Source organism: Actinomyces gerencseriae DSM 6844, assembly GCF_000429265.1.
Taxonomy (GTDB): domain Bacteria; phylum Actinomycetota; class Actinomycetes; order Actinomycetales; family Actinomycetaceae; genus Actinomyces; species Actinomyces gerencseriae.
The window spans coordinates 250,801-277,394 of the sequence record NZ_KE386872.1; the positions used below are offsets into that span (position 1 = coordinate 250,801).

At 71.5% G+C, this 26,594-nt stretch carries 20 protein-coding genes; 17 read left to right on the forward strand and 3 right to left on the reverse strand.

All coding sequences use genetic code 11. The features are described from left to right. The first annotated feature begins 64 nt into the window (after window positions 1-64). From G448_RS16615 to G448_RS18290, 12 genes are all read left to right on the forward strand, one after another. The gene (locus G448_RS16615) at window positions 65-5,053 is read left to right on the forward strand and encodes an FtsK/SpoIIIE domain-containing protein (protein WP_051269054.1); all 4,989 of its coding nucleotides are present in this window, start codon (window positions 65-67) and stop codon (window positions 5,051-5,053) included. Between the two features lie 165 nt (window positions 5,054-5,218). Next, the gene (locus tag G448_RS0112760; RefSeq protein WP_156911041.1) at window positions 5,219-5,629 is read left to right on the forward strand and encodes a hypothetical protein; all 411 of its coding nucleotides are present in this window, start codon (window positions 5,219-5,221) and stop codon (window positions 5,627-5,629) included. A gap of 4 nt (window positions 5,630-5,633) precedes the next feature. After that, window positions 5,634-7,721, forward strand: coding sequence for a DUF6571 family protein (locus G448_RS0112765; RefSeq protein WP_156911042.1), 2,088 nt, complete (start codon window positions 5,634-5,636; stop codon window positions 7,719-7,721). 141 nt (window positions 7,722-7,862) lie between these two features. Continuing rightward, window positions 7,863-8,414 (forward strand): hypothetical protein, encoded by a 552-nt coding sequence (locus G448_RS0112770; protein WP_026408299.1) that lies wholly within the window; start codon window positions 7,863-7,865, stop codon window positions 8,412-8,414. A gap of 576 nt (window positions 8,415-8,990) precedes the next feature. Further along, the gene (locus G448_RS0112780) at window positions 8,991-9,488 is read left to right on the forward strand and encodes a hypothetical protein (protein ID WP_026408300.1); all 498 of its coding nucleotides are present in this window, start codon (window positions 8,991-8,993) and stop codon (window positions 9,486-9,488) included. A 45-nt stretch (window positions 9,489-9,533) separates the two neighbouring features. Next, complete coding sequence (locus G448_RS0112785; protein ID WP_026408301.1) at window positions 9,534-9,725, forward strand: hypothetical protein; 192 nt, start codon at window positions 9,534-9,536, stop codon at window positions 9,723-9,725. Then, window positions 9,722-10,864, forward strand: coding sequence for a DUF6571 family protein (locus G448_RS0112790; protein ID WP_342663551.1), 1,143 nt, complete (start codon window positions 9,722-9,724; stop codon window positions 10,862-10,864). Before G448_RS0112785 ends, G448_RS0112790 begins: the two co-directional genes overlap by 4 nt. After that, the gene (locus G448_RS0112795; protein ID WP_156911044.1) at window positions 10,864-11,553 is read left to right on the forward strand and encodes a hypothetical protein; all 690 of its coding nucleotides are present in this window, start codon (window positions 10,864-10,866) and stop codon (window positions 11,551-11,553) included. Before G448_RS0112790 ends, G448_RS0112795 begins: the two co-directional genes overlap by 1 nt. 36 nt (window positions 11,554-11,589) lie before the next feature. Further along, window positions 11,590-12,264: a hypothetical protein gene (locus G448_RS0112800; protein WP_156911045.1), complete on the forward strand. Its 675-nt coding sequence runs from the start codon at window positions 11,590-11,592 to the stop codon at window positions 12,262-12,264. Continuing rightward, window positions 12,261-12,533, forward strand: a complete 273-nt coding sequence (locus G448_RS0112805; protein WP_026408305.1) for a hypothetical protein — start codon at window positions 12,261-12,263, stop codon at window positions 12,531-12,533. Before G448_RS0112800 ends, G448_RS0112805 begins: the two co-directional genes overlap by 4 nt. Before the next feature lie 572 nt (window positions 12,534-13,105). Continuing rightward, window positions 13,106-13,333, forward strand: a complete 228-nt coding sequence (locus tag G448_RS18285) for a hypothetical protein (protein WP_156911046.1) — start codon at window positions 13,106-13,108, stop codon at window positions 13,331-13,333. Beyond that, the gene (locus G448_RS18290) at window positions 13,324-13,566 is read left to right on the forward strand and encodes a hypothetical protein (RefSeq protein ID WP_156911047.1); all 243 of its coding nucleotides are present in this window, start codon (window positions 13,324-13,326) and stop codon (window positions 13,564-13,566) included. Before G448_RS18285 ends, G448_RS18290 begins: the two co-directional genes overlap by 10 nt. A 143-nt stretch (window positions 13,567-13,709) precedes the next feature. Here the strand turns inward: G448_RS18290 and G448_RS0112820 are convergent, their stop codons facing one another. Next, the gene (locus G448_RS0112820; protein WP_026408307.1) at window positions 13,710-15,095 is read right to left on the reverse strand and encodes a hypothetical protein; all 1,386 of its coding nucleotides are present in this window, start codon (window positions 15,093-15,095) and stop codon (window positions 13,710-13,712) included. 373 nt (window positions 15,096-15,468) lie between these two features. On the opposite strand from G448_RS0112820, the gene G448_RS19055 reads away from it, so the two are divergent. The 3 genes from G448_RS19055 to G448_RS18295 are packed head-to-tail and all read left to right on the forward strand — an operon-like array spanning window position 15,469 to window position 18,449. Beyond that, window positions 15,469-15,603, forward strand: coding sequence for a hypothetical protein (locus G448_RS19055; protein ID WP_281170960.1), 135 nt, complete (start codon window positions 15,469-15,471; stop codon window positions 15,601-15,603). 16 nt (window positions 15,604-15,619) lie between these two features. Next, window positions 15,620-18,016 carry a LysM peptidoglycan-binding domain-containing protein gene (locus G448_RS16630; RefSeq protein ID WP_026408308.1) on the forward strand — a complete coding sequence of 799 codons (2,397 nt, stop codon included), beginning with the start codon at window positions 15,620-15,622 and terminating at the stop codon, window positions 18,014-18,016. Next, a complete protein-coding gene (locus G448_RS18295) occupies window positions 17,961-18,449 on the forward strand; it encodes a hypothetical protein (RefSeq protein ID WP_169720856.1) in 489 nt (162 codons plus the stop codon). Before G448_RS16630 ends, G448_RS18295 begins: the two co-directional genes overlap by 56 nt. Window positions 18,450-18,745: 296 nt before the next feature. Here G448_RS18295 and G448_RS0112845 read toward each other — a convergent pair whose 3' ends face one another. Continuing rightward, window positions 18,746-20,941 carry a nucleoside/nucleotide kinase family protein gene (locus tag G448_RS0112845; RefSeq protein ID WP_084436757.1) on the reverse strand — a complete coding sequence of 732 codons (2,196 nt, stop codon included), beginning with the start codon at window positions 20,939-20,941 and terminating at the stop codon, window positions 18,746-18,748. 268 nt (window positions 20,942-21,209) lie between these two features. Here G448_RS0112845 and G448_RS0112850 point away from each other — a divergent pair, with 268 nt between their 5' ends. Both G448_RS0112850 and G448_RS16635 read left to right on the forward strand, forming a co-directional pair. Continuing rightward, window positions 21,210-21,941 (forward strand): SDR family oxidoreductase, encoded by a 732-nt coding sequence (locus tag G448_RS0112850; protein WP_026408311.1) that lies wholly within the window; start codon window positions 21,210-21,212, stop codon window positions 21,939-21,941. A gap of 204 nt (window positions 21,942-22,145) precedes the next feature. Further along, on the forward strand, window positions 22,146-23,162 hold the full coding sequence (locus tag G448_RS16635) for a LacI family DNA-binding transcriptional regulator (RefSeq protein WP_034495277.1): 1,017 nt from the start codon (window positions 22,146-22,148) through the stop codon (window positions 23,160-23,162). A 510-nt stretch (window positions 23,163-23,672) separates the two neighbouring features. Here G448_RS16635 and G448_RS16640 read toward each other — a convergent pair. Then, the gene (locus G448_RS16640) at window positions 23,673-26,450 is read right to left on the reverse strand and encodes a heavy metal translocating P-type ATPase (protein WP_051269056.1); all 2,778 of its coding nucleotides are present in this window, start codon (window positions 26,448-26,450) and stop codon (window positions 23,673-23,675) included. Window positions 26,451-26,594: the final 144 nt, after the last annotated feature.

A 26,594-nucleotide genomic window follows, 5' to 3' on the forward strand; every position in this document is an offset into this window, starting at 1 on the left:
AGGAGGCTCGTGCGGCGTTGGTCGGCGTGAGTGGTTCGGGGTGAATCCGAGAGGGGAGTCGTCAGTGGATCTGCTGCTCACTGTTGTGCGCCCCGGGCCGGGCCCGGAGGTGCGCGAGGATGCGCTGGTCTCGGTGGGGGAGGGGGCGACGGTCGCCGATCTGGCGCGTGCGCTTGATGAGCGTGCGGGCGCGGGGGCTCAGCAGCGCCCGCATCCGAGCCTCCCGCACTCGCGGGGCGCGGCGCCCCCGCCCCCGTCGGATGGCTCGGGGACCGCAGCGGGCGCAGGACGCGCCGGGGGCGGGGTCGTTGTCGATCTCAGGTCCGGTGGGGCGGGTGGTTCTGACGGGGGCGGTGGGCTGAACGATGCCGACGGCCCGCCCGGTGTCGGGGAGGGGCGGGTCCCGGACCTGTGGGTCGGGGATGCGCTCCTGGACCCGGGGGCGCGGTTGGATGAGGGTGTCCTGCGCGACGGGGCGGTGGTTGGCCTCGGCGGGCCGGTGGTGGGTGCGGGTGAGCCCCGCGGTCTGGTCGAACTGCGCCTGGTGGGCGGCCCCGGGGCCGGGGCGGTCCACCGCCTCGGCCTGGGTGAGTACACGATCGGGGGCGCCGGCTGCGATGTCGAGGTGTCGGGTGTCTCGGGGGCCGTGGTGCGGGTGAGTGTCGGCGTGGGGGGCGAGGTGCGCGTCGAGGCGCTGGGTGGTGCGCAGGGCCTGGAGGCGCCCGCGCGGCCGGTGCGCAGGCGGGTCCTGCCCGGCCCGCTGGTGCTGGGCCGCGGTGGCGCGGGCCAGGAGGAGGACTCCGGGGACGGGGAGGGCGCGGACGAGTCGTGGTGGGCCAGGCGTCGTCGTCGGCGCCTGGAGCGCAGGGAGCGCCGTCGGGAGCGCCGTCGCCTCAGACGGGGGGAGGGGGCGCGGGCGGTGCTGCCCGAGCATGTGGAGCTGGATCCCGATGCCCGGCGCGGGCTGGTGGAGCTGGATCGCCGCGGTCTTGAGGGATGCGCGAGGTGGCCCGAGGAGACGGTTCTGAGCGTGGGGGACGTGCAGCTGATGGTCGGGCCCGTCCCGGATGCGGATGCGGTGGTGACTCCGACCGCCGGCGCCCCGAGTGTTGATTTCAATCGTCCGCCGCGGCTGGCTCGGCCCGAGCGCCCGACGGTGTTCACGCTGCCGCGCGAGCCCAGGGATATGCGCAGGCCGCCCTTCTCGCCGGTGATGCTGCTGGCGCCGGTGGTGATGGGCGGGGTCATGTTCTTCGTCACCCATCGGGTGGCGTCGCTGGTGTTCCTGGCGTTCTCCCCGATCATGATGATCGCCAACCGTCTTGCCGGTCGGGCTAACAGCAAGAAGATGTTCCGTCAGGCGATGGCCCGCTACGAGCAGCAGAAGCACGACGCCGAGACCGCGGCCTTCAAGGCGCTGGTGGCCGAGCGGGGGCTGCGCAGGCGGGACCACCCGGATCCGGCGGAGGTCATGCTGCGGGCCACCGGCCCGAGGGCGGGGCTGTGGGAGCGGCGCGTGTCCGATGGGGACTGGTTGGATCTGAGGGTGGGGACGGCGGATGTGCCCAGCGAGGTCGAGCTGAGCGTGCCCGAGCGGGCCTCGTACGAGGAGCCTTTGAGGTGGACCGCCCCGGACGTGCCGGTGAGCGTGCCCCTGGGGACGCTGGGCGTGATCGGGGTGGCCGGGCCCGGGCGGCGGGGGACGGCGCGGTGGATGGTGTCCCAGTGCGCGGTCCTGCACTCCCCGGCCGAGCTGAGCCTCATGGTGCTGGTCGATCCGGCCATCGCCGGTGAGGCGGGTCGGTGGTGGGAGTGGGTGTGCTGGTTGCCGCACGCCCGGGTCCCCGACGGCGGTGGGGCGCGGGTGCGCGCCGCCGTGGACGAGGAGTCGATCGCCCGCCTGGTGGGCGCCCTGGGCGCGCTGATCGACCAGCGCGAGCAGGAGGGCGGCGCGGCGGGCGAGCGGATGGTGGTGGTGCTCGACGGGGCGCGGGCGCTGCGCCTGGTGCCCGGCATGGCGAGCGCGCTGCGCCGGGGCCCGAGGGCGGGCGTCATGTTCGTGTGCATCGACGCCGACCGGGTGGCGCTGCCCGAGGAGTGCCGGTCCGTGGTCATGGCCGACGAGCCGCTGGCCACCGTGGCCCGCACGGGGGCCGACGAGGTCGAGCAGGTCGTGCTGGATGCGCCCCCGCCGGGCTGGGCCGAGCGCGTGGCCCGCGCCCTGGCGCCCGTGCGCGACGCATCCGCCCAAGGGGCCGAGGGGGCGATCCCGCGCTCCTCACGGTTGCTGGACCTGATCGGCCTGGAGGATCCCGACGCCGAGACGGTCCTGTCGCGCTGGCGGGGCGGGGCGCGGACGACCAGGGCGATCATCGGCGAGGACGCCGAGGGCCCCTTCGCCCTGGACGTGCGCGCCGACGGGCCGCACGCCCTGGTGGCGGGGACCACGGGCTCGGGCAAGTCCGAGCTCCTCCAGACCCTCATCGCCGCCCTGTGCGTGGGCAACACCCCGCAGGCGATGACGTTCGTCCTGGTGGACTACAAGGGGGGCGCGGCGTTCAAGGACTGCGCCCGCCTGCCCCACACGGTCGGAATGGTCACCGACCTGGACGGGCACCTGACCTCCCGGGCCCTGGAGTCCCTGGGCGCCGAGCTGCGCCGGCGCGAGCACCAGTTGGCCCGCGCCAATGCTAAGGATATCGAGGACTACGTGGCGGCCATGGGGCCGGGCGATGAGCCCATGCCGCGCCTGATGCTCATCATCGACGAGTTCGCCGCGCTGGTGGCCGAGCTGCCCCAGTTCGTCACCGGCCTGGTGGACATCGCCCGGCGCGGCCGCTCCCTGGGCGTGCACCTGGTCCTGGCGACCCAGCGGCCCGCCGGCGTGGTGTCGGCCGAGATCAAGTCCAACACGAACCTGCGCATCGCGCTGCGGGTCACCGACGAGTCCGACTCCCAGGACGTGGTGGAGTCCTCCGCCTCGGCGCGCATCCCGCCGTCGATCCCCGGGCGCGCCCACGCGCGCCTGGGCCACGGCAGGCTCATGCAGTTCCAGGCCTCCCGGGTGGGTGGGCGGCCGCACGGGGCGGTGCGCACCGTCGGGCCGCGCCTCGAGCCGCTGACACTCGAGGCCCTGTCCCGCTCCGCGCCCGCCGGATCCATGATCGAGGAGGACGTCTCGATTCCCACCGACCTGGCCCGCCTGGTCGACTCCATGATCGGCGCCCACCAGCGCTCCGGCGCCCCCCGCCCCCACCGGCCATGGCTGGAGCCCCTGCCCGACCTGATCACTCTCGACCAACTCGACCCCGACCCCACCAGCGCCGGCCGCGCCACCGCCGACGGCGCCGGGGCCGGCGTGGACGCGGGCCGGGGCGGGGAGGCCGGCCCGGACGCCGCCGGCAGGGTCGAAGCCGCCGTCGGCCCGGAGAGGGCGGACGGGGCCGGGGCCCCCGCAGCCTCCGCCGGCCCGGACGAGGACGACGACCGGGTCGCGGGTTCTCTGCCGCCGCTGCTCATCGGGTTGGAGGACGTTCCGGGCGAGCAGGCCCAGCGGCCGATGACCTGGGACTACACCCGCGCCGGCCACCTGGGTGTCGCCGGGGCCCCGCGCTCGGGCCGGTCGGCCTTCCTGCGCACCCTGGCGGTGCAGATCGCTCGCACCGCCTCCCCGCGCGAGGTCCACCTCTACGGCCTGGACGCTGGCTCGGGCGCCCTGGGCCCGCTGGTGTCCCTGCCCCACACCGGGGCCGTGGTCACCCGCGACCAGTCCGACCGCATCCGCCGCCTGCTGGACATGCTGGGGGCCGAGACCGCCCGCCGCCAGCAGGCCCTCGCCCTGGAGGGCTACTCCTCCCTGGCCGAGCAGCGCGCCGCCGCCCCGACCGATGAGCGCCTGCCCTACCTCGTGGTCCTGATCGACCGCTGGGACGCCTTCACCACCGTCTACGAGACCCAGGACAGCGGCAAACTGATCACCCAGGTCGAGAATCTCCTGCGAGAGGGCGCCGCCGCGGGAGTGCGCGTGGTCCTCACCGGGGACCGCACCAGCTTCCGCGGCCGCATGGGCATGGCCCTGGAGGATCGCCTCGTGCTGCGCATGCCCTCGCCCGACCACTTCGACCTGGTGGGCATGCGCGCCCGGGACGTACCGGTGAGCATGCCGCCGGGCCGCGCCTTCCGCTCCGGGACCCGCCCCCGCGAGGTCCACCTGGCCCTGCTGGACGCCGACCCCGCCGGCACCGCCCAGAGGGCCGCCTTCTACCAGCGGGCCAGGGCCGCCGCCACCCGATGGGGCCAGATTCCCCGCGAGGCGCGCCCCGCCCGGGTCGATGAGCTGCCCATGGTCATCGACGCCCCCCAGGCCCTGGCCCTGGGCCCCGCCGTGCCCCCCGGTCATCTCGCCCTGGGCATCGGCGGCGACACCCTGTCGGTGCGCACCATCGACATGGAGGACATCGGCAACGGCGTCCTGATCTACGGCCCCCGCCGCTCGGGGCGCTCCACCGCCCTGGCCTTCGCCCTCGACACCGCCCTTCAGACCGGCGCCCGAGCGATCCTCATCCTCCCGCGCCGCTCACCCCTGACCGCTTGGGCCCACCACCCCGGCGTGGCAGGAGTGCTCGACGCCACCGCCACGGTCGACCAGCTCACCAAGCTCCTCAACAATGACGACAACAAGAACAACGACACTCTCGTCATCATCGACGACCTCGACATCCTCGGCAAGGACCACAAGCTCGCCGCGGCCGTGAGCAGCTACATGCAGACCTGCCGCGACCACTCCGGCGGCGTCCTCATCGCCTGCAATCTCGATGAGGTGCAGGGGTACGGCCAGAATCTGCTGACCTCGGTGCGCAGGAACCGCACCGGCGTCCTGCTGGCACCACGATCGATGTCCGACGGCGACAGGCTCCACGCGTCGTTGCCCCGCTCGGTGGGTGGACCCGTCCCCCTGGGCCGCGGCATCCTGGCCACCACCACCGGCTGGTCCTGGATCCACATCCCCCGCACCGCTGGGCCGACACCCGCAGTGGACGGCCCGGCGGGATAGGCGGGATGGGTGCAGGGACGGTGACGCAACGAGACTTCCCTGTTATCCTGGAGTTGGTTCTTCGCTCGCCGCTGTCAGACCATTCGTTCCTGCTCCGATGTCGCTGCTCCTGCTGGCCGCCACTCTGCTGGTCGTCCTATTCATTGTGCGAGGTGCCCTGTTTTCATGGTTGAAAACAAGATGAAGACCACTCTTGAGACGCAGCGGTCCAGTATCAGTTCAAAGTTGGAGGAGCTGGGCTTCAACGTATCGGACGGGCTGAGTTTCAGCATGTCGGTGTCCTCGATGTTCGGGATCCCCGCCAGCGGCGGATCCAAGGTCTACGACGCCGTCGATCCCGGCACGGACTACGGCTCCAAGATCAATGACCCGGACACGTGGAGCGGGCCGCTGGCTGATACGCAGGCGGAGTACACCAGGGCCGACGTCAATGCTCTGGTGAAAGCCTTCACCGACCTGCTCGACGCGCTCGACTACGCCTACCTCCGCGAGCCCGATCAGGTCGACGATTCCGATCCTCGGGCCACCTGGATGGAGTCGGGCCAGGACGCCGGCGGCGATGGCGGGGAGGGGTGAGATCGTGACTAAGGTCACGATGAATCCGGAGAATCTGGAGACGGCGATCAAGAGTCTGCGGGACCTGGCCGATGACTGCGTCACGGCCAGGGAGGACGTCGCGGGCTATTACGACGCCGGGGGCGACACTCTGGCCAGCCGGGGATACCGGGAGCCGGAGGACTTCAGGACCGCGGCCAATGCGGCCATCGCCACGCTGCGATCCCGGGCCTCCGAGCTCGGCACCTGCAAGGACAATATTGTCGCTCTCAACGAGTCGGGCATCGCCGCGATGGACGCCGACGGGGTGGTCACGGTCGATGTCCCCGACGACGTCGAACTGACCTCGGCCGACGCCGTGAGCCGCTGGGCGGGCTCCAAGGACGCCGCGGACCTGGTCGACGCCCTGGACGAGGGCCACTTGCCGGACCGCTCCTACGACGAGATCATCGCCTCGATGCGCAGGCGCTGCCACGACCCGCTGTACGCCAGCGGGGTGATCGATGCGATCGGGACGGGCAACCTGACCTCTCTGCCGCTGGAGATGACCGAGTCCTACAGCCGCGAGTTGTGCGCCGACCCCGACAACGCACCGACCGAGCTCGCCAGCCTGCTGGGCACCGTGCTGGCCACCGCGTCCACTCCCCGCGCCTCGTGGCCGGGATGGACCCGCGAGCAGTGCCAGCAGGCCGCCCGGGCCATCACGGAGTCGGTCGATGACCCCGAGGAGTGCGCCAACCTGACGGTGTTGAACACCATGCTGGGCGGTCATGATACTGATGGGGATCGCATGAGTGATCTGACTGTTAATCGTTACCTGTTGATCGAGTTGGCCGACTGCCTGGACGATCTCGACACCGATCAGGTCAAGGAGGCGCAGGGAGCCGCCATGGCCGGCCGTCATATCTCTGGCGCCTCGTTCGATCCGATGGCCGGGGTCCTGGAGGCCATGGGCGCTAATCCCTACGCGGCTCTGGGCTACCTGGCTCCCGCGGCCGCTGACGGGTCGGTGGATACCAGTCGGGTCGATGCGCTGTGCGAGCGCCATTGGGTCGATGACCAGGGCCTGGCCGGGTACACCGCCGCCCTGGCGGTGGGTTCCTCCGTACGCGCCACCTCCGTGACCGGTCAGAGCCAGCGCGCCACCCAGCTCGCCGGTCATGCCATCCACGGCCTGGCCCACAGCACTGGCGAGGACGACTACAACGACACCACCAAGGCCCGCATCGGCGTCCTACTGGCCAACTGCTCGCACGAACTGACCAACGCCTGGACTTCTGGTGATGAGGTCTTGAAGGATATCGACACGGGTGAGGTCCTGCCCGTGGCGTCGGTGAGCGATGTCAATAAACTGACCTATCGGGTGGCGGACAACGTTGACGCCATGGCTACTGTTGCAGCGAGCCTGGGCGACTATTCGCGCAGCATGTCCAAGGCGGGCGTCGCCGCGCACGAGGGGGACCCGGGAAAGCAGATCAACGCCATCAACATCTCCTACAATCGGGGAGGCCAGGCCATGGGATTCCTGACTGGCATGGCGGATGTCAAGGCTGGGGAAGTCAATCAGAAACTCGACGAGGACGCCGAGGCCCGCAGCACTCAGGCTAAGACCGCCGTTGGGGTCTTTGGCGCGGTGGCGACCGCTGGTCTGAGCGCAGTGGGCGGCCCTGTGGGGGCTGCGGTCGGCAGTAAGGCCGGGGGAGCTGTCGCCTCCGCCCTGACCACCTTGACGACCCCGGTGGCCGCGGATGCCCTCGACGGCAGCGATCCTCATCATGTGGCGCCGGCGATGCCTTCGGACCCCACGAACGGCCTGTGGGCGGCGGAGATCCAGGACGCCGCCAACGCTGGTCTGCTCGACCAGCGGGACTTCACTGTCCCCGGCTCCTCGGACTACCCGTGGATCGTCCACAAGAGCGACGGCACCTATGACATCGACCTGAACCGCTTGCTGGACAGCAACACGGGTGAGGTCGGCTCGTGGACCAACACGGTCAACCATCCCACCCGCGACGGGGATCAGGCCATCCGGGACCTGAGGAACGACTTCAACGGCGACTACGCCTCCGGTCGCGGCACCGGCTCCGGTGCGGCCCTGGCATTGAAGAAGTGAGACATGCGCCTACGCAGAACCACTGGTCCCCGGACCCGCACCGCTCTCGCTACCGGCTTTGTGACCGCGGTCGTGCTCGCAGCGGCCAGTTGCTCATCGCTCGGACGGACCGGCCCGTCATCCTCTGCGTCGGCGGACCAGGTGACCCCCGAGGTCAGCGTGTGCGGGCTCATCAGCGCAGGGACCCTCGAGGACCTCGCAGGTGGAAGGCAGATCGAGAGGTTCCAGTGCGAGCACGAGCCCGCTGTATCGGCCGCACGACTGTCCATCATGAAGGTCAACGTTTGGCTTGAGACGCCCGCCCCTTACTACGGCCTCGAACTCGAGTACCGGGGCACCGACTGGATCACGGACGGCTATCGGGCTCAGGGACCGGGAAGGACTTTTGAGGAGGTCCAGGCCCTCCCGGAGGCCGCCCCGCTCAGCATTGATGGCCTGGCCGGGCAGGGCATCACTGTCACTAGGGACGGCATGACCGACAGTTACATTGCCTGGCAGTACCCCGACGGCCACGTCCTCACCCTGCACGGCGGGCCGAGTTACGACGTCTCATCCGAGGATCAGCAGGTCTTCCTGACACAGGTGCTCCGACACATCGCCCTGACCATCGGCCCGGTCGCCGACGGCCCCGAGCTCAGCTACACCCCCTACCCCGGAGCAGGACAACAAACCGCCTCACCCACACCCCAATGAACCCGACAAAGGTCCGTCACCATGCCGACACTTGAACGTGCGCCTTTAGCACTAGCGCCCCAGGAGTATCCCAGCGGCTCCTTGACGAAACCGGTTCCGCCGCGCCCCGGGGCGTCAGCAGGCGCGGTCACGACGGCGTCGGCCTCGTCCGCCTCGACTGCTGAGGCCCACCCGGCAGATGCCGATTACCGGCATGCGATGTTCGGAGAGCGTCCGCCCGATGAGACCATCCTGATGCTCACGGTCCTGTACCGCGCAAGGCCGTGGTATCTGTGGAACGTGTCACCGACGAACAAAGTCTACGCCCCGGCTGATGGCGTGGTCTTGTTCCTCACGCAGGGGCGGTCTCGGCCGTGACCACGATCAGGACCCTCGAGAACAACTTCACCGGGGACCATGCGAACGGGGAGAACGACGGGCGTCGGTATGCGCACTCGTGATGACTCGGCGAACCGGGAACTCAGAGGGTGGTTCCGGTGGCGGCGGGTGGTGCTGGTGGTGGGGTTGGCCTGTTGGGGGCGGGGTGCGTGGGATCGGCATCGTCGGGCGGTCGCCCGGGCGTCGGCCACTGCGCGCGTGGGCGAGGGCATCTCCGTCTGCGGTCTTCTGCCGGCCCGGGTTATCGAGGAGGCCACCGGCCAGCAGATCAACGCCTTCGACATGTACACTCTTGGTGATTTCCGGTGCAGCATCTACTTCGGGTCCCCCTATCCGCTGAAGAGGATCGAGGTTAACTACAGCAGCCAGCTCGCGTCCGCGGCGAGTCTGTCCGTCTCGAGGTTCGAGTCCCTGGCCGCCGACTCCCACTCCTCGCCCCTGAGCATCGAGGGCCTTGAGGGCCGTGGAAACACCTACAGGAACGACCGCCTCGGTTACCTCGACCTGGTCTGGGAGTACCCCGACGGCCACTTCGCGAGCATACGCACAGGCCTCATGGACTCCGCCACCGATGCCGAGCGCGATGCGGCCATGAGCGCTCTGCAGGACCTGTTCCCCCGCATCGCCCCCACCCTGCCCGACACCGTCAGCACGCTGCCCCGTGTCCTGTCCACTTCCTACCCCGAACCACCATGACGGCCCCGGGGGTTCTCCGGTGCTGGTCGTGGCGATTACGAGGATGTGGGGGCCTGGACGGACCGGCTCAAGGACCAGGCCGTATCGCGGGGCGACGGGGCTGTCCTGCACTCCGGCGTCGTGGATACCGCCGAGGACGTGGGCATGAAGACCGTCCTGGACGGCGTTATTGACACGATTCCACCAGTCGCCGACGGCCCCGCCTATCACACCGCGTCGAAGGCCGATGGTACATGACGGCAGGCCGCTGCGCGGCGGGGTGTTTCACGGCCTTCACCACGAAACTGGGCTGTCTCGCCCCGGCTGGTGGTGGTGCTGTGGTCGGTGAGGGCGGGTGGGTCCCCTCCCGGGTGACCGCCGATCGGTGGAGGCTGCTGACCATGCGAGACTGGAGTGTGCATGGCGCAGATGGTGTGGAGGCTCTGACCGCTGCGGTCGCGGGGGTCTCTTCCAAGCGGGTGCAGAGCCAGGATGCCACTGATGAGCGTGCCGCCTGGGCCACCGAGCAGGGAGTCGAGCATTTCGCGGGCCTCAGTGAGAAGAGTTTCTCCTCGACGGCGAAGAACAATGTCGCGCTGACTCTGGGTAACTCCATGACGGAGTTGGAGCAGGTGGCGGACGGAGTGAAGGACAGCTCAGGGGCGAGGCCGACGGCGTGGTCCAAGGGGGCTCCCGCCTCCCTGCCGGGCTATTCCTCCTCCGACCTCAGCAGGCTCGTCTCCGTGGTCGGCACCGACGACGCCGCTTTGACGACGCTGTCGGGCGCTGCGGGCAACTACTCCCAAAGACGGACCGAGACGATCATCGACCGCTACCCTGGGGCCATGGCCGGGCAGGACGAGCAGTTCTCCACAGAGCTCAAGAACGGCTCCCACGCCGACGGGGAGTTGCTCGGATACATCCGCCAGTCGGCCATCGACAAGCGGTCGGACGACGCGGAGACCGCGCAGAAGATCGACTCCACGCTCCTGTCGGCCTTCACCACCGGTCTGTCTGCCGCCGGGCCGGCCGGTCAGGGCCTGTCGACGGCCCTCAGCCTGTCCACGCCCTGGATGCCCAGCCCGGACGATCCCCGGACCGCCGTGTCCGACTTGACGGCGGAGGCGGAGGACACCACTCACGGCTCGATGATGGCTCAGCTGTCCAACGCCGGACGCCTGCCGGAGGAGGCCTACACCGATTTGGACGGGAATAACTACAGTCAGTTCTACGAGTGGATGGACGACAACAACACTATTGATTTCGACATGGTGCGCGGCTCCGAGGAGTACCGCGGCCAGTTCACCAACTGGCTCAAGGACGCCAGCATCCCCTCTGTGGACATACACGACACCTTCAGTCAAGGCGTCGAAGACGGCGGAAAGACGGCCAAGTGATGACTGACGACTCTCTCGACGAGTCCGCTTGGCGGTGGTGGGGGTGGTTGAGGCGCCGGCGGCGTCTGGTGGTTGTGGTGGTGCTGGTGGTGGTTCTGGTCCTGGCCGCTGCGGGGGCGGGCTGGTGGTGGTGGGCTGCTCGGGGTCCGAGTGAGCCCTTGTGTCTGGGGCTGTATCGCAGTGATGTCGCCCCGGTCCTGGAGGCGCCCACCGGGATCGTCACCGTGGACGACAGTCCCCAGGACGCCGATGGCTATTGGATCTGCGGCATCAACGGGTCCAACGGCCAGATCCTCAACGTCCACATCACCTCCCACGTTGATGGTCTGGGTGGGTGGGATGGTATGTCGGCTCAGGACAGTCGGGCCTCCATTCCCGGGGCGGTCACCACCCGTCCTCCGGGCACCGATGCCACGGTGATCGCCTGGACCGCCGGCGGCGACGCCGCGGCCGCCTGGTTCGAGGCCGACAGCGCCGTGATCATCTCCACCCAGGACATGGACGACGACCGGCTCGCCCAGCAGGCCGTCGTGCCCATCATGGGCACCCTGATCAGCCGGGCCCCCACCCTGCTGGACCGGGCCGGCTACCGGACCGAACCCAGACCAACACCCAAATCCACGTCCACGCCGACTCCCACGCCGGGCCCCGAACCAGAACCCGAGTCGGCACCCGAGATGACGCCATGACAGCCACCGCCCGCTCCAACCTGTCGTGCCCCGATCATGCCCGCTGACACCGAGCCCGCTGACCACCGCCGTCACCAACGCCGCCGCCGAATGCTCGTGGTGGTGCTGGTGGTGGTTCTGGTCCTGGCCGCTGCGGGGGCGGGCTGGTGGTGGTGGGCTGCTCGGGGTCCGAGTGAGCCCTTGTGCCTGGGGCTGTATCGCAGTGATGTCGCCCCGGTCCTGGAGGCGCCCACCGAGATCGTCACCGTGGACGACAGTCCCCAGGACGCCGATGGCTATTGGATTTGCAATATCAGGGGCTCTAACGGCCAGACTCTCAAAATCGAGATTACCTCCATGGTCAACGGTCTGGTCGGGTGGGATGGTATGTCGTTCCAGGATAGTCGGGCCTCCATTCCCGGGGCGGTCTCCACCCGTCCTCCGGGCACCGATGCCACGGTGATCGCCTGGACCGCCGGCGGTGATGCCGCGGCCGCCTGGTTCGAGGCCGATAGCGCCGTGATCATCTCCACCCGGAACATGGGCGACGATCGGCTCGCCCAGCAGGCCGTCGTGCCCATCATGGGCACCCTGATCAGTCGGGCCCCCACCCTGCTGGACCGGGCCGGCTACCGGACCGAGCCCAGACCAACACCCAAATCCACGTCCACGCCGACTCCCACGCCGAGCCCCGAACCAGAACCCGAGTCGGCACCCGAGATGACGCCATGACCCGCGAGCAGTGCCGGCAGGCCGCCCGGGCCATCACGGACTCGGTCGACGACCCCGTTTTGAGTGTGGGCGTCGTGCCCACCGACCGGCTGGTCGATGCCGCTCGGGCCCGCAACGACCTCGACGATATCGACCTGGCCGCCCGCGTCGCCGTCGACGTCGTCGGTCTCGTCCCGGACCTGGCCGCTCCCTCCGAGCCCGCGAGCGGCCGCTGGGACGAGTTCGACGCCATCCGCTGTGAGGAGCCGGGAGGGCGACCGGGCGTATAACTCTGGCGTCGGTGGGGGTGCTACTCGAGGTGATGGGTTCTCGTCGTTCTGCGGTTCTGCTTGTCGTGGTGGTGTACGTGGTGTGCCAGGTGGTGTCGGGATGCTCGGGCGGCAAGGAGAAGTCCCTGCCGTTCGATGAGAGGAGTCCTGATGCGGTCTACGCCTCCCTGCTGGTGGGGCGCAGGCTCTGGATGCCTCCGAGGCCGAGGGCGGGAGCGTTCCCAGGGTCTATCACCCGGACGTGCTGCCCGTCCCGAGTACGCGTTGCCCTCGTATCGCCGGTACTTTGGAGATTAGTTTTCGGAGACGGTCGATAGGCCCGTGGCGACGGCCTACTGGCGCAGGCCCGGTACCGGCCAGGACGGGACCGGGGAGGGCGACGCGGTCTTCGAGGCCATCGCCTCGGAGCTCGGGCAGGACTACATTTACGAGCAGGCGTCGACGTGCGTGGGTTACGGGGTGCTTCCTCGGGACACTCCGGCCACGGGGCCTCAGACGCTGTCCAGGGGGACTGGTGGGAGACGTTCACCGCGATCCAGGGGCTGCCCCAGGGGGTCTACGCGTGGACGAGCGTGCCGCACGAGCCCGATGGCATCACCACGATGCGCTACGCGCTGGCCCGGCTGGTCCTCGCCGACGGCGACAGGGGCGACCTGGTGCTGGCTTATACCACCGCGGGTGAGGCCGTGGCTCCCACCGACTCCGAGGAGATGAGCGTCCTGCTGGACGCGGCGGTCCAGTGCGCGCCGGAACCACCGCCCCCGCTCCCGGGGGTGCTGGCTCTGCGTCCGTGGGTGTGACCCGTTTCTGCGTACCCGCACCCGTTGGCGAGCACTACGCCGCCAGGCTCAGCGTCCCGGGCACCTGGACCGACCCCATAGCCGATGCCCAAGCAGAGGCCGTGAGGATCGAGGTCGACAGTCTGAGGAAGGCCTTCACCGACCTCTCCGCCAGGCTTGCCGAGGCGCACGCCGCTGGACCCGACGGGGTCGACGACGACCCGTATGCCGCCGAGTCGGACGGCAACGGGTAGCTGTACTTCTCATCCGCTCTCCTCATGTGGTCTCCGGCTCGGATCCGGCCAGCGGTTCCGGCGTCGAAGGGCTACTGTGCCGTCGGACCAATCTCGGTGCGGAATCGGACCGATCTCGGCGAAGGGGGCGGCGGACCAGTGGCTCACCCGTTGGCGGGCTTGTAGCTGATGAGCGTGCCGTCCGCGGGGGAGTAGCCGATGATCTGCTTCGGGGCGACCACGTCGAAGACGGCCCCGTTGTCCGGGTCCAGCCCCTCGAAGGCGATCCGCTCGCCCGTCGCGGAGTCGAACATCAGTGAGAAGGGGATTTCGTTGGTCACCTGCCTCATTCCCGCTGTCACCACCTTCGCTTTGTCGGAGACCTGAGTGGCGACCCTGTCGAAGCACGGGAAGGTGTCCTTGTCGAAGCCGGACAGGTCGATCGTGGCGGCATTCGTCATCGAGAGCTTCTGCGCGCAGTCCTTACTGCCATCGGTCGTGAATTCCATTGTTCCGGCCAGCGGCCCGGAGTCGTTCTTCAGCCACACCGCTTGGAAGTCCTTGACCGAACGAGGGGCCGGGAAGTACATCGGCTGGTCGCCATCGGGACTCCTCTGCGGGGTGTGCGTGGACGTGGCGCGCCCGCCGTCCACGTCGTAGAAGGATAGGTGCCATTCCTTCGAGGACTGCGCCACCGAGAGGATGGCCCAGCCCTCGGCGGTGCTCGTGATGGCGTAGACGGAGGTGTTCTTCTCCGGCATGACGAAGTCGAGGATCTCCCCGGTACTGATGTTGATGACGTAGCGGGAGGCGATGATGACGTACTTCGTGCCGGACAGCACGTGCACCGTCGCGTAGTTGTCGCCGGACTCGGAGATTTCTGCGACGACGTCGGTCGCGTCGGCGGACGAGCCTTTGATGAGGGCGCGGATCGCGGAGGACCATGCGGGGGTGGTGTCGCCTTCGCGGTAGCCTGCGCAGGTGGTTTTCTGGCAGGCGACGACGGTGTCGCCGGCGACGACGGGAACGGCGTCGGTGGGCCATGGGGCGTCGGTGGTGTTGCCGGTGGTGATGTCGTAGAGGGTCGTGCCGTGGATGAGGGTGTTCTTGCCCCAGATGAGGAAGGCGGGGTAGACGGGGTTGTTCTTAGCGCCGCTCGTGGCGATGCTGTCCGCAGTGGTGTCCACGGTGGTGGTCCAGGCCGTGGACGGGCCGGAGTCGTCCATGGTGTAGGCGGTCAGGGTGGAGTTCCGGGTGTCGTCGCCGTCGGTCTTGACGGAGAAGAGGTGGTCGGCGGAGGTGAAGATGGAAGCGCCGGGGTCGATGGTCGTGGACCACTGCTGGGTCGAGCCCGATGCCCACGAGTCCGACGGAGGCATGTAGTACAGATAGTCCACGGCGGCCGGATGGGCGTAGTTGGTGTCTCCGGCGGCCAGCAGCCCGCCTCCGACGACTCCTCCCAGGGTCAGCGCTCCGATGAGGACGGCGATGACCGCCGTGCGCAGGTCGAGGTGCGGGCGGCGATCGGGCGCGGGTGCGGGCGGACTCATGCGGCCGATGGTAGCGGTGCCGCGGCTCCCGCTGGCGGGAGTGGTGGGTGAGAGGCGGGGGTGAGTTACTGGTTCGCCGCTCCCTTCGCCGAGATCGGTCCGGTTCCGCGCCGAGATCGGTCCGACGATGCCGCGGCCCCGGCAGGCGGAAGCGTGAGTCGGGCGGCGGTGTGTTAGTGGTCGGGGGTTGGGACGTTGATGGTCTGGATCTCGGTGACGGGGATGGGAGCAGGCCGCGCGGGCCGGCGCCCAGAGGGTCCAGGTCGGCGAGCTCCGCCGGAGCGGCGCCGTCGTCTTCGACGCCCGGGAGGCGAGGGCGGCGGCGAACGCCTACCTGTCCTCGGCCGGCGGCACCGGCGCGGCCGGGTCGGACGTGACGACCACCGGGAACACGGTGACCGTCACGATGGAGGAGGACGTCCCCACCTTCATGCTCTCCCTGGTCGGCCTGTCCACCGTCCACATCACCGTCTCAGGCTCCGCGGAGGCGGAGACCGGATCCAACTAGGAAAGGTCAGAGACTCGTGGCCTCCCGCCAGTCCGCTGCCGTCATCGGACCCGAGCGCTTCCGAGCGCCCGCGAGCAGCCCCGGAGCGACGGGGCGCTCACTGCTCGCCGGTCTCGCGCTGCTCCTCGTCGTCGTCGGCCTGCCGATCCTCCTGCTCACCACCCTGGGGCTGCCGCCCATCCCGACCGACCTGTCGCTGAGCGTCCTGACCCGCGCCGTGTCCGTCGATGCGCTGCTGGGCGTGCTCGTCTGGGTCGTGTGGCTGGCATGGCTCCAGTTCACCGCGTGCACCGCGGTCGAGCTGGTCTCAGCCCTGCGCGGCGACGACGTGCCCGGGCACCTGCCGCTGTCGGGCGGCATGCAGTCGCTGGTGCGCAGGCTGGTCATCACCGCGCTGCTGATCACCTCGGCCTCCACGCCGGCCGTCGCGGCGCCCGCCGCAGCGCCCCCGACCCCCGCGCCGACGGCGACGGCGGCAGCCGTGGAGGCGCCCCGGGGGGACGCGGCTCCCGTCCCGGGGAGCGGCTCGTCGGCCGATTCAGCTGCCGGACCGGTGACCAGCCGGCTAGAGGATCAGGATTCCCGACTCCCCCAGGGGCCCCAGGTCTCCCAGGACCCTCAGTCCTCCCAGGGCTCCGGTGACACCGGCACGGTGGTCGGCAACGTGACCTACAAGCTCGGCGACACGGTGCTGGACCCGGAGATCGGCGCTCAGCTCGTGGGTCAGCGCGTCTACGTGGTCCAGCCGCCGCAGGGCCACTACCACGACAACCTCTGGGACATCGCCGAGCGCACGCTCGGCGACGGCCGCGCCTATCAGCAGATCTACGACCTCAACGCCGGCCGGACGCAGCCCGATGGCCGGTCCTTGGAGCTGGCGCGCCTCATCCAGCCGAACTGGTACCTCATCATGCCGGAGTCGGCGACCGACGTCCCCCGCGTCGAGGCCGTGACGACCCTCGCCCCGCCCGCGCCGGCCCCCGAGCCGGAGCCCACGGGCGGGGAGCAGCAGCAGGCGCCCCCGGCTCAGCGGATCGACGACGTCCTCCCGGCGGACCTCCCCGCGTTCGGGGCGATCACGGCCGCCTCCGTACTCGCCCTGCTGACCCGGAGACGGCGCTACGGCTCCTGGAGGTTCCCCGACTCCGACGCGGGCGAGCTCGAGAGACTCCTGCGGGTCGGCGCCGACCCCGAGCGCGCGGGGCGGCTCGACACCGCCCTGCGGTCCCTGTCCGACCTCGCCGCCCCGCCCGAGCCCTACGCGGCCGGGGTCGACGACTCCGCGGTGATCCTGTTCCTGACGCGGGGCGTCCCGGAGGCCCCCGCGCCGTGGCGGACGCGTAAGGAGGGCAGGATCTGGGAGCTGCCGCGGGAGGCGGACGTCCGGGCCCCCGCCGAGCCCGCCCGGGTGGGGACCGGACTGGTGACCCTGGGCCGGGACGAGCGGGGGACCGATGTGCTCATCGACCTGAGCATGGTCGACGGCGACGTGGCCGTGGGCGGCGCGCCCTCGCTCGCCGCCGAGATCGTCTCGGCCCTCGCCCTGGAGCTGTGCACCAACCCGTGGTCGGCTCGCGTCCGGGTCACCGGCGTCGGCCTGCCCTCCGCCCTGCACTCCCTGTGCGGGGCCCGCCTGGAGGCCGCCCCGGACATCGCCGGCGCAGTCGGCGGCAGCGGCGCAGCGGGTGCGGCGGGCGCGGCTAGCGATGGTGGCGCGCCCTCGCCCGCCGAGGTCCTCACCGGTCGGCGCGGGGGCGTCGGCGCCGGCAACAGCGACAACGGATACAACAATCACATCGTGCTGGCCGTCAGCCAGGAGGTCGTCCCTCCCGCGCCCGTGGGCGGCCGCGGGGTCGCGCTCGTGCGCACCGGCGGTGGCAATGCCCGTTGGCGCATCGAGGTGGACTCCTCGGGCGGAGCGCGCGTCGAGCCGCTCGACGTCGCCGTGCGGGTCACGCGCGCCACGGAGGCCGATCTGGAGGCCCTGGGCGAGCTCTTCGCCGATCCCGTCGCGGGAGGGCGTCCCCCCCGTGCCCGAGCCGCCCTCGCCACCATCGGCCGCGGCGCTGCGCAGCGCGCCGGTGCGCGTCCAGGTGCTCGGCCCCGCCGTCGTCGTGGCTCCCGGCGCGGTGGATCCCGAGCGGCTCCCGCTGCTCACCGAGGAAGTCGCGTGCCTGGCCCTGCACCGCGAGGGACTCCACCCCCGCGTGCTCGGATCCATGATCTGGCCGCTGGGCGTGACGGGCGACGTCGTGGCGGCCTCGATCGATCGGCTCCGCTCCTGGCTGGGGCGCGACGAGACCGGGGCGGACCACCTGCGCGAGGACGCCGAGGGCAGGCTGACGCTCGCCCCCGACGTGGCCGTGGACTGGGACGTGCTCCGCGGCCTGCTGGCGGCGGCCCGGCGCGCTGAGGCGCGAGGGGGCGACGAGGAGGAGCTCCGCCTGCTCCAGGAGGCGCTGCGACTCGTGCGCGGCCCCGTGTGCCAGGGCGCCGACCAGGGCCGCTACGGGTGGCTCGCCCGCTTGCGCACCACCCACGAGTCCGAGGGGCTCATCACCGACGCCGCCCATCGCGTCGCCGTCCTCCTGGGCGATGACGACCCCGACGGGGCCGCCGGAGCGATCGCGGTGGGACTCCAGGTGGTCGATCTCGACCAGCGCCTGTGGCGGGACGACCTGCGCCTGGCCGCCGCGTCGGGCCAGGACCGGCTCGCCGCACGAGTGAACGCCCTTCTCGATCTGTCCGGGGCCGATGACCTGCGCCGGGTCGATCCCCGTACTGCGGCTCTTGTCGAGGAGCTGGCTCCGGGGCGGGGGCTGGGGGTGCGGCGTCGTCCGGCGTGAGCGGTTCGGGACGGTCCTTCCGGGCGCCACCCCGGTTTCGGGTGACGGGGTCCGCCGTCGGCTCGGGCTCTGGGGCCGGCCCCGCAGCCCCGGCAACCGAGCGCGGGTCGCCGGACCGGTCTCGAGCCGGAACTCGACCGATTTCGACGCGGAACTGAACCGATCTCGAGCCGGAACTCGACCGATCTCGGCGCGGAACCGGACCGATCTCGAGCCGGAACTGAACCGATCTCGGCGCGGAACTGAACCGATCTCGGCGAAGGAGCCGGGCTGCCATGGCGGTCTCCGGGCTCGTCTCAGGGCCTCGCGGTCGTCGCCGCCCTCAGGGCCGAGCGCAGCCCCTCGGCGGCCAGCTGCTGGCGGGCGCGCAGGAAGGCGGCCCGCAGCTCGGGCGAGGAGGCGAGGTCGCCGAGCACTTCCGGCAGATCCAGGAATGCGCCGGGCCGGTCGCGATCTTCGCGCACGGCGTCCAGGAGCCGGTCGCGCAGCGGATCGGGCAGCTCCCGGGCGTCGGCGCCGGAGCGCTCGAAGTCGTCGAGGCGCTGGCGCCAGCCGGCCAGGATGAGGGCCCCGTGCCCGACGCCGTCGCCCGCGGCGATGCGATCCCGGATGACGGGGGCGAGGAAGGTCGCCAGCCGGTCGGAGGCGTCCACCACCTGACGGTCCAGGGTGTCGCGCACCGCCTCCCCGGCGAGGCGCTCCTCCAGGGACCGGCAGTAGGCCCCCAGGTCGATGCCGGGGACGGAACCGAGCGTCGGCAGCGCCTCGTGGCGCATGTAGCTGCCGACGAACCCCGCGATGTCCGCGTCCTGCATGGCCTCGTGCACCATGGTGCGCCCGGCGAGCAGGCCGAGGTGGCCCAGCGCCTGATGGGAGGCGTTGAGCAGGCGCAGCTTCATCCGCTCGTAGGGGGTGACGTCCTCGACGACGCGCGCCCCGACGTCCTCGAAGGCGGGGCGCCCCGCGCGGAAGCGGTCCTCGACCACCCACTGGATGAAGGACTCGGCGCGCACGGGCCAGGCGTCCTCGACGCCGAAGTGCTCGGCGAGGTCCATCCTGGTGCGATCGGTGGTCGCGGGCGTGATGCGGTCGACCATGGAGCCGGGGAAGTCGACGTGCTCGTCGATCCAGGGCGCGAGGTCGGGGGCGCGGCGCAGCGCGAAGCCGCGCACCGCCTCCCGGGCGGCCTCGCCGTTGCGAGGCAGGTTGTCGCAGCTCATGATCGTCACGCCCCCGGCGCCGGCGAGCCTGCGACGCTCCAGCGCGGCGACGATGAGCCCCAGGGCGCTGCCCGGCGCTGCGCCGTCATCCGCCGCGAGATCGGCGAGCACGGCCTCGGAGCGGGGGGAGAACGCGCCCGCGCCGTCGGTCTCGTAGCCTCCCTCGGTGATCGTCATGGAGATGATCCGGGTCCGCGGGTCCGCCAGCGCGTCGATGACGGCCCGCGGCTCCTCGGGGGCGAACAGGTACTGCGAGAGCGCGCCGATCACGCGGGCGTGCTCGCTCCCGTCGGGATCGACCGTGACCAGGGTGTAGAGGTCGTCCTGCGCCGCGAGCGCGTCGCGCAGGGCCCGGTCGTGCTCAAGGACGCCGACCCCGACGAGCCGCCAGCGCAGGTCCCCGCCCCGGCGGAGGCGGTCGATGTACTGGGCGAGGTGGGCGCGGTGGAAGCCGCCGACGCCGAGGTGGACGATCTGGCGGTCCCCGGTCCGGCGGTCGTAGTCGGGGACGGCGACGGACTCGTCCAGGCGGGGCAGGGACGAGGCCGTCAGTGCGATGCTCGTGGCCCCCTTCCCCCGCTCCAGCACGACATCGGCGAGGGCGCGGGTGCGCTCGACGGTCCGCGCGTTGCGCGCGTCGACCGTGCGCACCCACTGCTCCGAGTGGGCGGGGTCGTCGCCGTGCGCGATGCGCCTGGCCACGAGCCGCTCCGTCCGCAGGGCCCGGGGCGCCTCCACGTACCACGTGGTGTCGAGCAGTGGGGCGATGACCCGCCAGCCGTCGTCGTCGTGCAGCAGGTAGTTGCCCTCGGTGACGACGAGCGGCACGCGGCGCGGGATCGCGATCGATCCGGCGATCGGCTTCTCGATGGAGCGGTCGAAATCGGGGGCGTAGACGACCTCCTCGTCCTGGCGGCGCAGACGGGTCAGGAGTGATGCGAAGCCGCCGACGTCGAAGGTGTCGGGGGCTCCCATCCGGTCGCGGCTCCCCTGACGGACGAGCTCCTCCTGCGCGAGGTGGAAGCCGTCCATGGGGACCAGGACGGCGTCGTCCCCCACCGCCTGGACGATCTTCCGGGCGACTGTCGACTTGCCGGACCCCGGCGGCCCGATGATCCCCAGGATGACCCGTCCGCCGGCTCTCGCCGCCCGGGCGGCGAGAGCGTTGGCCAGATCGACGGCCAGGGACAGGTCCTCGATCCGAGTCTGGTCGGGCGCGGAACGGTCGTCCCGGCCGGCGGGGCGGCGAGGGCCGCCCGGTGTCTCGCGCATGGCTCCTCCTCGTTGAGCGCGCCGGTGCGCCGCTGCTCCGACGCGCTGGTGCGGTGGTGCGCTTCGGCGCGGCGGTTCGCTTCGGCGACGGGTGATCCGGTAGTCCGGGTGATTCGAACGCTAATCGCCTATGACACCGGAATCAATCGTGATCAGTGCCATAATGACACCGGAGTCATGCCGTGTTGGACTGTCGTCACCGACGCCGGATGCACTGGCGCTCCCGGGTACCCCGCGGGAGGAATGCGAGGGATGCAAGGAGGCACTCATGGACGACTTCTTCAATGGACGCACGATTCTGGTGACCGGCGCGAGCGGAGGCATCGGCGGTGCGACCGTCCGGCGTCTGCGGGCGCGCGGCGCGACCGTCCTTGCGGGCGGGCGCGATGAGGAGGCCCTGGCGGCCCTGGCCGACGAGACCGGTGCGCGGCCCCTGCCCTTCGAGCTGACCGATGAGGGCAGCGTCCGCGGGGCGATCGAGGGCCGCGACCTGTACGGCGTCGTCAACTGCGGGGGCTGGGGCGGGGCCATCGAGACGCCGCTGGAGGCCGACGTCGAGGTCTTCGACAAGGTGATGGCCATCAACGCCCGCGGCGCGCTGCTCGTGACGAAGTACGCCGCGCGGGAGATGGTGCGCGTGGGGCGGGGCGGAGCCATCGTCAACGTGTCCAGCCAGGCGAGCCTGGTGGGGCTCAAGGGGCACATCGCCTACGGCTCCTCCAAGGCCGCGCTGGACAACATCACGCGGGTCTCCGCTCTGGAGCTCGGCGAGCACGGCATTCGCGTCAACGGCGTCAACCCGACCGTCGTCATGACGCCCATGTCCGCCTGGTACTGGGGCAAGCCGGAGATCGAGGGCCCCTACCTGGAGCAGATGCCCCTGGGCCGCTGGGCCACCGAGGACGACATCGCCGGGCCCATCGTCTTCCTGCTCAGCGACGATGCGGCCATGATCACCGGCGTGAGCCTGCCGATCGACGGCGGCTACACCAACCGCTGACGGGCGGGCGCGGCCGGGTGCGCAGGTGCGGGCCGACGGCCGGGCGCGCGGCCGCTGCGCCATCGCCGTGGCCGCAGCCTCCGCCGCGACGGGCCTCTCCCGAGTGGGCGGCCGACGGACGGCCCCCGCCCGGGCGCCGTCGCCCGCGGTTGAGCGTGGTTCAATGAGTCCCCGTCCGCCCCGTCCCGAGCCCCAGGAGGCCCGATGGTCACCATGCGCGAGGTGGCCGCGCGCGCGCGAGTGAGCCAGAAGACCGTCTCCCGCGTCTTCAATGACGATCCGCACGTGCGTCCCGAGACCCGCGAGCGGGTGCGCGGCGTGATGCGGGATCTCGGCTACGTAGCGAACCCGATCGCCGGGGTCTTCCGGTCGGGGAGGGTCCCGGTGCTCGGCATCGCCGTCCCCGACGTCGGGGATCCGTTCTTCGCCGTGATCGTGAGCGCCGTCGACGCCGTCGCGCGCGAGGCGGACATGTCGACCCTCGTCGCGAGCCTGGGTCACGACCCGGACCGGGAGGAGGATGTTGTGCGCAACCTCCTGCGTCGGGCTCCGAGCGGTCTCATCATGGCGCCGGTCGGGCCCGACCAGGGCTATCTCGATGTCACCGCCGCCGGGCTCCCGGTCGTGTTCGTGGATCGGGAGCCGGTCGGCCACGATTCCGACGTCATCCACCACGATGACGCCGCGGGGGCCCGGCTCGCCGTCGAGCACCTCATCGAGCACGGCCACAGGCGCATCGCCTTCACCGGCGACAGCTCCGACCTGCCCACCACGCGTGAGCGGCTGCGCGTCCACCGGGAGGTCCTGCGCGAGCACGGACTGGACTGCCGGCCCGAGTTCGAGCGCCTCGGCGTCGTCGATGAGCGGACGGCGGATGAGGCCATCCGGGGGATCACCGGACTCGCGGAGCCCCCTACCGCCGTGTTCTCATCCAATGCCGCGTGCACCATGCTGCTCGTCCCGCCGCTGCTCGCCGCTGGTCTTTCGCTGGTCTCCTTCGGGGACTTCCCCATGGCGTCCTCGATTGCGATCCCGGTGTGCGTCGTGGACCAGGATCCCGCGGAGATGGGGTCTCTGGCTGCCGAGCGGATTCTGGCCCGTGCCCGTGCCCGCGGTGCGGCGGACAGCGGTGCAGCCGGTTCGGTGAAGCGGACCGTGCTTCCCGTCCGCCTCATTCACCGGGGCTCGTGTCTCCGTCGGGGGCCCGCGCCGACGGCGTGAGGATGCGGGGCGGCGGCGCGCAATGCCGCCGGGTTCGGCCGTCGAGCCTCGGGGCGTCGAGTCGGGCGTTTCGGCGCGAGTCCGACGACGGCGCCGCCCGACTCGCGCCGAAATGCCAGCCTCGTCGAAGCGCGCTCGGCGGGCTCGGTGCGCCCGGCGGTGCGGAGATATCGTGAGCGCCTCCTCGACCCCAGACGGCGGCCAGGGCGGCCCTGATGCCCGAGCCTGTGGCGGTCCCGTGTCCAAATCTGCCACAAAGGCCCGGGACCGGTCGGAATGCTCGAAGAAAATCGTTGGTATTCCGGGCTTTTCTCCGTCGCCTGTGTCGGCTCGCGACGCCTTTGTGGCAGATTTGGACACATCTGCGCTCCAACCGGTCCCACGCGTCCGGGAGCATAGCCGGGCGTGCTCCCCAATGGCTGGTCGGTCGTGCCGAGCGAGCGGCCTCGCGTCGCGAACCGCGAGCCCGGACCGATCTCGGTGCGGAACTGAACCGATCTCGGCGAAGGGCTACGTCCCGGCCTCGGCGCCCGCCCCGGCCTCGGCGCTCCCGGAGCCCGCGCGGCGCAGGCGCAGGGAGTTGGCCACCACGATGATGCTGGAGGCCGCCATGGCGGCGCCGGCGATCATCGGGTTGAGCAGTCCCGCGGCGGCCAGCGGGATCGCGGCCACGTTGTAGGCGAAGGCCCAGAACAGGTTCTGCTTGATGACGCGCAGCGTGGCCCGGCTGACTCGGATCGCCGCGACGACCGCGTCCAGGTCGGCGCGCACGAGCGTGATGTCGGCGGCCTCGATCGCCACGTCGGTGCCCGTGCCCATGGCGAAGCCGAGGCCGCGCGTGCCCGCCTGCGCCAGGGCCGCCGCGTCATTGACACCGTCTCCGACCATGCCGACGACCCGTCCCCGGCCCTGCAGCTCGGCGATGACGTCGCGCTTGTCGCCCGGCAGCACGTCGGCGCGCACGTCCTCGCCCGCGATCCCGACCTCGGCGGCCACGCGCGCGGCGGCGCGGGCGTTGTCCCCGGTGAGCAGAACCGGCCGCACTCCCAGCGCGCGCAGGTCGGCGATCGCGGCGCGCGAGCTCGGGCGCACCGTGTCGCGCACCACCAGGACGGCGATCGCGGTCAAGGGCCGGCCCTCCGCTCCGTCCCCGCCGGAACGCGGGGCGGCTGCGAGCACGACGGCGGTGGCACCCGAGTCCTGAGCGGTCCCCAGGGCCTTCTCCAGCGAGTCGGGGATCCCGATGCCGCGCTCGGCGATCCAGGTCGGGCGGCCGACGGCGACCTCGCGGCCCTCCACGCGTCCGGTCACGCCCTGGCCCTCATGGTTGGAGAAGTCCTCCACGCGGGGCGGCGGGGTCGGGCGGACGCCCGACCCGGATGGCGCCTCGGCGCTCGTCCCCCTGGACATCCCGGCGCCGGTCCCACCGCCTTCACCGGTGTCGGCACCGGCTCCGGGGTCGGCCCCGGAGCCCGATCCGGCGGCGCGGGCGGCCTGCGCGATGGCGGCGGCCACGGGGTGCTCGCTGGCCGCCTCGAGCGCGCCCGCCAGGCGCAGCGCCTCGGCGCGATCGGTGCCGTCGGAGACCGTGATGGCGTCGTCGTCGGAGGCGTCCAGGCTCATGCGACCCCGCGTCACGGTGCCGGTCTTGTCCAGCACGATCGTGTCCAGGGCGCGGGTGGACTCCAGCACCTCGGGCCCCTTGATGACGACGCCGAGCCGGGCGGCGCGCCCCGAGCCCACCAGCAGGGCCGTGGGCGTGGCCAGGCCCAGTGCGCACGGGCAGGCGATGACGAGCACGGCGACGGCCGCCATGAGGGCCTGCTGCAACGGTTGCCCCGCCAGGAGCCAGCCGGCCAGGGTCGCGGCCGACAGGATGAGCACGGCGGGCACGAACACCCCCGAGATCCGGTCGGCCAGGCGCTGCACCGGGGCCTTGCCCGCCTGGGCGGCCGTGACCATGGCGCCGATGCGGGCCAGGGTCGTGCCCTCGCCGACGGCGGTGGCCCGCACCAGCAGCGAGCCGGAGGTGTTGACGCAGCCGCCTGCGACGGCGTCGCCGATCCCGACCTCGACGGGCACCGACTCGCCGGTGAGCATGGAGGCATCCACCGCGGAGCGGCCCTCGACGACGACGCCGTCGGTGGCGATCTTCTCCCCGGGACGCACCGTCAGCAGGTCGCCCGCCCGCAGCGCATCGACCGGCACTCGCTCCTCGGCGCGGTCGGCGTCGGCGCGCGGGGCGCCGTCGTCGTCCAGGACATCGATCGCGTCGGCGGAGCCCGACGGCGAGGTCAGGCGCACCCGCACGGCCTCCTTGGCGCCGAGCTCGAGCAGGGCGCGCAAGGCGTCGCCGGATCGGTACCGGGCGCGGGCCTCGGCGTAGCGGCCCGCCAGGAGGAAGGTGGTGACCCAGGCGGCCGACTCGAAGTACATGTGCGCCGCGTGGCCCTGGTGGCGCGGCATGAGCTCCATGGTCATGCGCATGCCGATCTCCCCGGCGCCTCCCCAGACCAGCGCCCACAGGCTCCAGGCGGAAGCGGCGACCACCCCCAGGGACACGAGCGTGTCCATGGTGAAGGAGCCGTGGCGCAGCGCGCGGGCGGCGGCCCTGTGGAAGGGCCAGGCGCCCCAGGTCGCCACCGGCATCGCCATGAGGGCGACCGTCCACTGCCAGCCGGGCAGTTGGAGGGCCGGGATCATGGAGATCGCCATGACGGGGACGGACAGGATGAGGCTGTAGGTCAGGCGCATGCGCAGATCGGCGGCCCGGGCGACCTGAGAGGCCCCGATGCGCGGGGCTGGGGGCTCGTCGGTCGCCGCGACGTCCCGGGGGGCCGTCCCCCGGCCGACGGCCCCGGTCGGTCCTCGCTCGGCGCCCGCCGGGCCGGTCGCGTCCGGTGGGCCGGCCTCCTCTTCGGCGCGGTCGCTCGGGGTGTCGCTCGCGGATCTCGCGGCGCCCGCCGCGGAGGACTCACCCGGATGCCGGTCGCCGGAGGCCGGGGGCGTCGATGACGCGGCCGACGACATGACGGTGGCGGTGTAACCGGCTCGGGCGACGGCGGCGAGCAGGTCGTCGTCGGAGATCGCGGCGGGTGCGGTGACACGGGCGGACTCGGTGGCGAGGTTGACGCTGGCGCTCACGCCGTCGAGCTTGGAGAGCTTCTTCTCCACGCGCGCCACGCATGATGCGCAGGTCATGCCCTCCACGGTCAGGTCGATGGCGCGCAGGCCGGTCGCGTCGGCGGTGCCCGCGGGAGCGGTGGCGATGCCGGTGGTTCGGGTCATGATGGATCAGACTCCTGGACGTGAGTGCTGGGCCCGCCGGGCGCGCCGGGGGAGGAGGACGGGTAGCGCGTAGTCGGCGAGCCGCCGCAGGGGCCCGCCGGGCGCGCCGGGGGAGGAGCTCCGGCGGTCCCGCGGTCCACCTGG

Excerpts from the sequence above, each read along its gene's own strand:
- G448_RS0112790 (WP_342663551.1), top strand. The coding sequence starts at position 9,722 with ATGACGGCAGGCCGCTGCGCGGCGGGGTGTTTCACGGCCTTCACCACG.
- G448_RS16640 (WP_051269056.1), bottom strand. The coding sequence starts at position 26,450 with ATGACCCGAACCACCGGCATCGCCACCGCTCCCGCGGGCACCGCCGAC.
- G448_RS0112850 (WP_026408311.1), top strand. The coding sequence starts at position 21,210 with ATGGACGACTTCTTCAATGGACGCACGATTCTGGTGACCGGCGCGAGC.
- G448_RS0112805 (WP_026408305.1), top strand. The coding sequence starts at position 12,261 with ATGACCCGCGAGCAGTGCCGGCAGGCCGCCCGGGCCATCACGGACTCG.
- G448_RS16635 (WP_034495277.1), top strand. The coding sequence starts at position 22,146 with ATGGTCACCATGCGCGAGGTGGCCGCGCGCGCGCGAGTGAGCCAGAAG.
- G448_RS0112845 (WP_084436757.1), bottom strand. The coding sequence starts at position 20,941 with ATGCGCGAGACACCGGGCGGCCCTCGCCGCCCCGCCGGCCGGGACGAC.
- G448_RS0112800 (WP_156911045.1), top strand. The coding sequence starts at position 11,590 with ATGCCCGCTGACACCGAGCCCGCTGACCACCGCCGTCACCAACGCCGC.
- G448_RS0112795 (WP_156911044.1), top strand. The coding sequence starts at position 10,864 with ATGACTGACGACTCTCTCGACGAGTCCGCTTGGCGGTGGTGGGGGTGG.
- G448_RS0112820 (WP_026408307.1), bottom strand. The coding sequence starts at position 15,095 with ATGAGTCCGCCCGCACCCGCGCCCGATCGCCGCCCGCACCTCGACCTG.
- G448_RS0112760 (WP_156911041.1), top strand. The coding sequence starts at position 5,219 with ATGGTTGAAAACAAGATGAAGACCACTCTTGAGACGCAGCGGTCCAGT.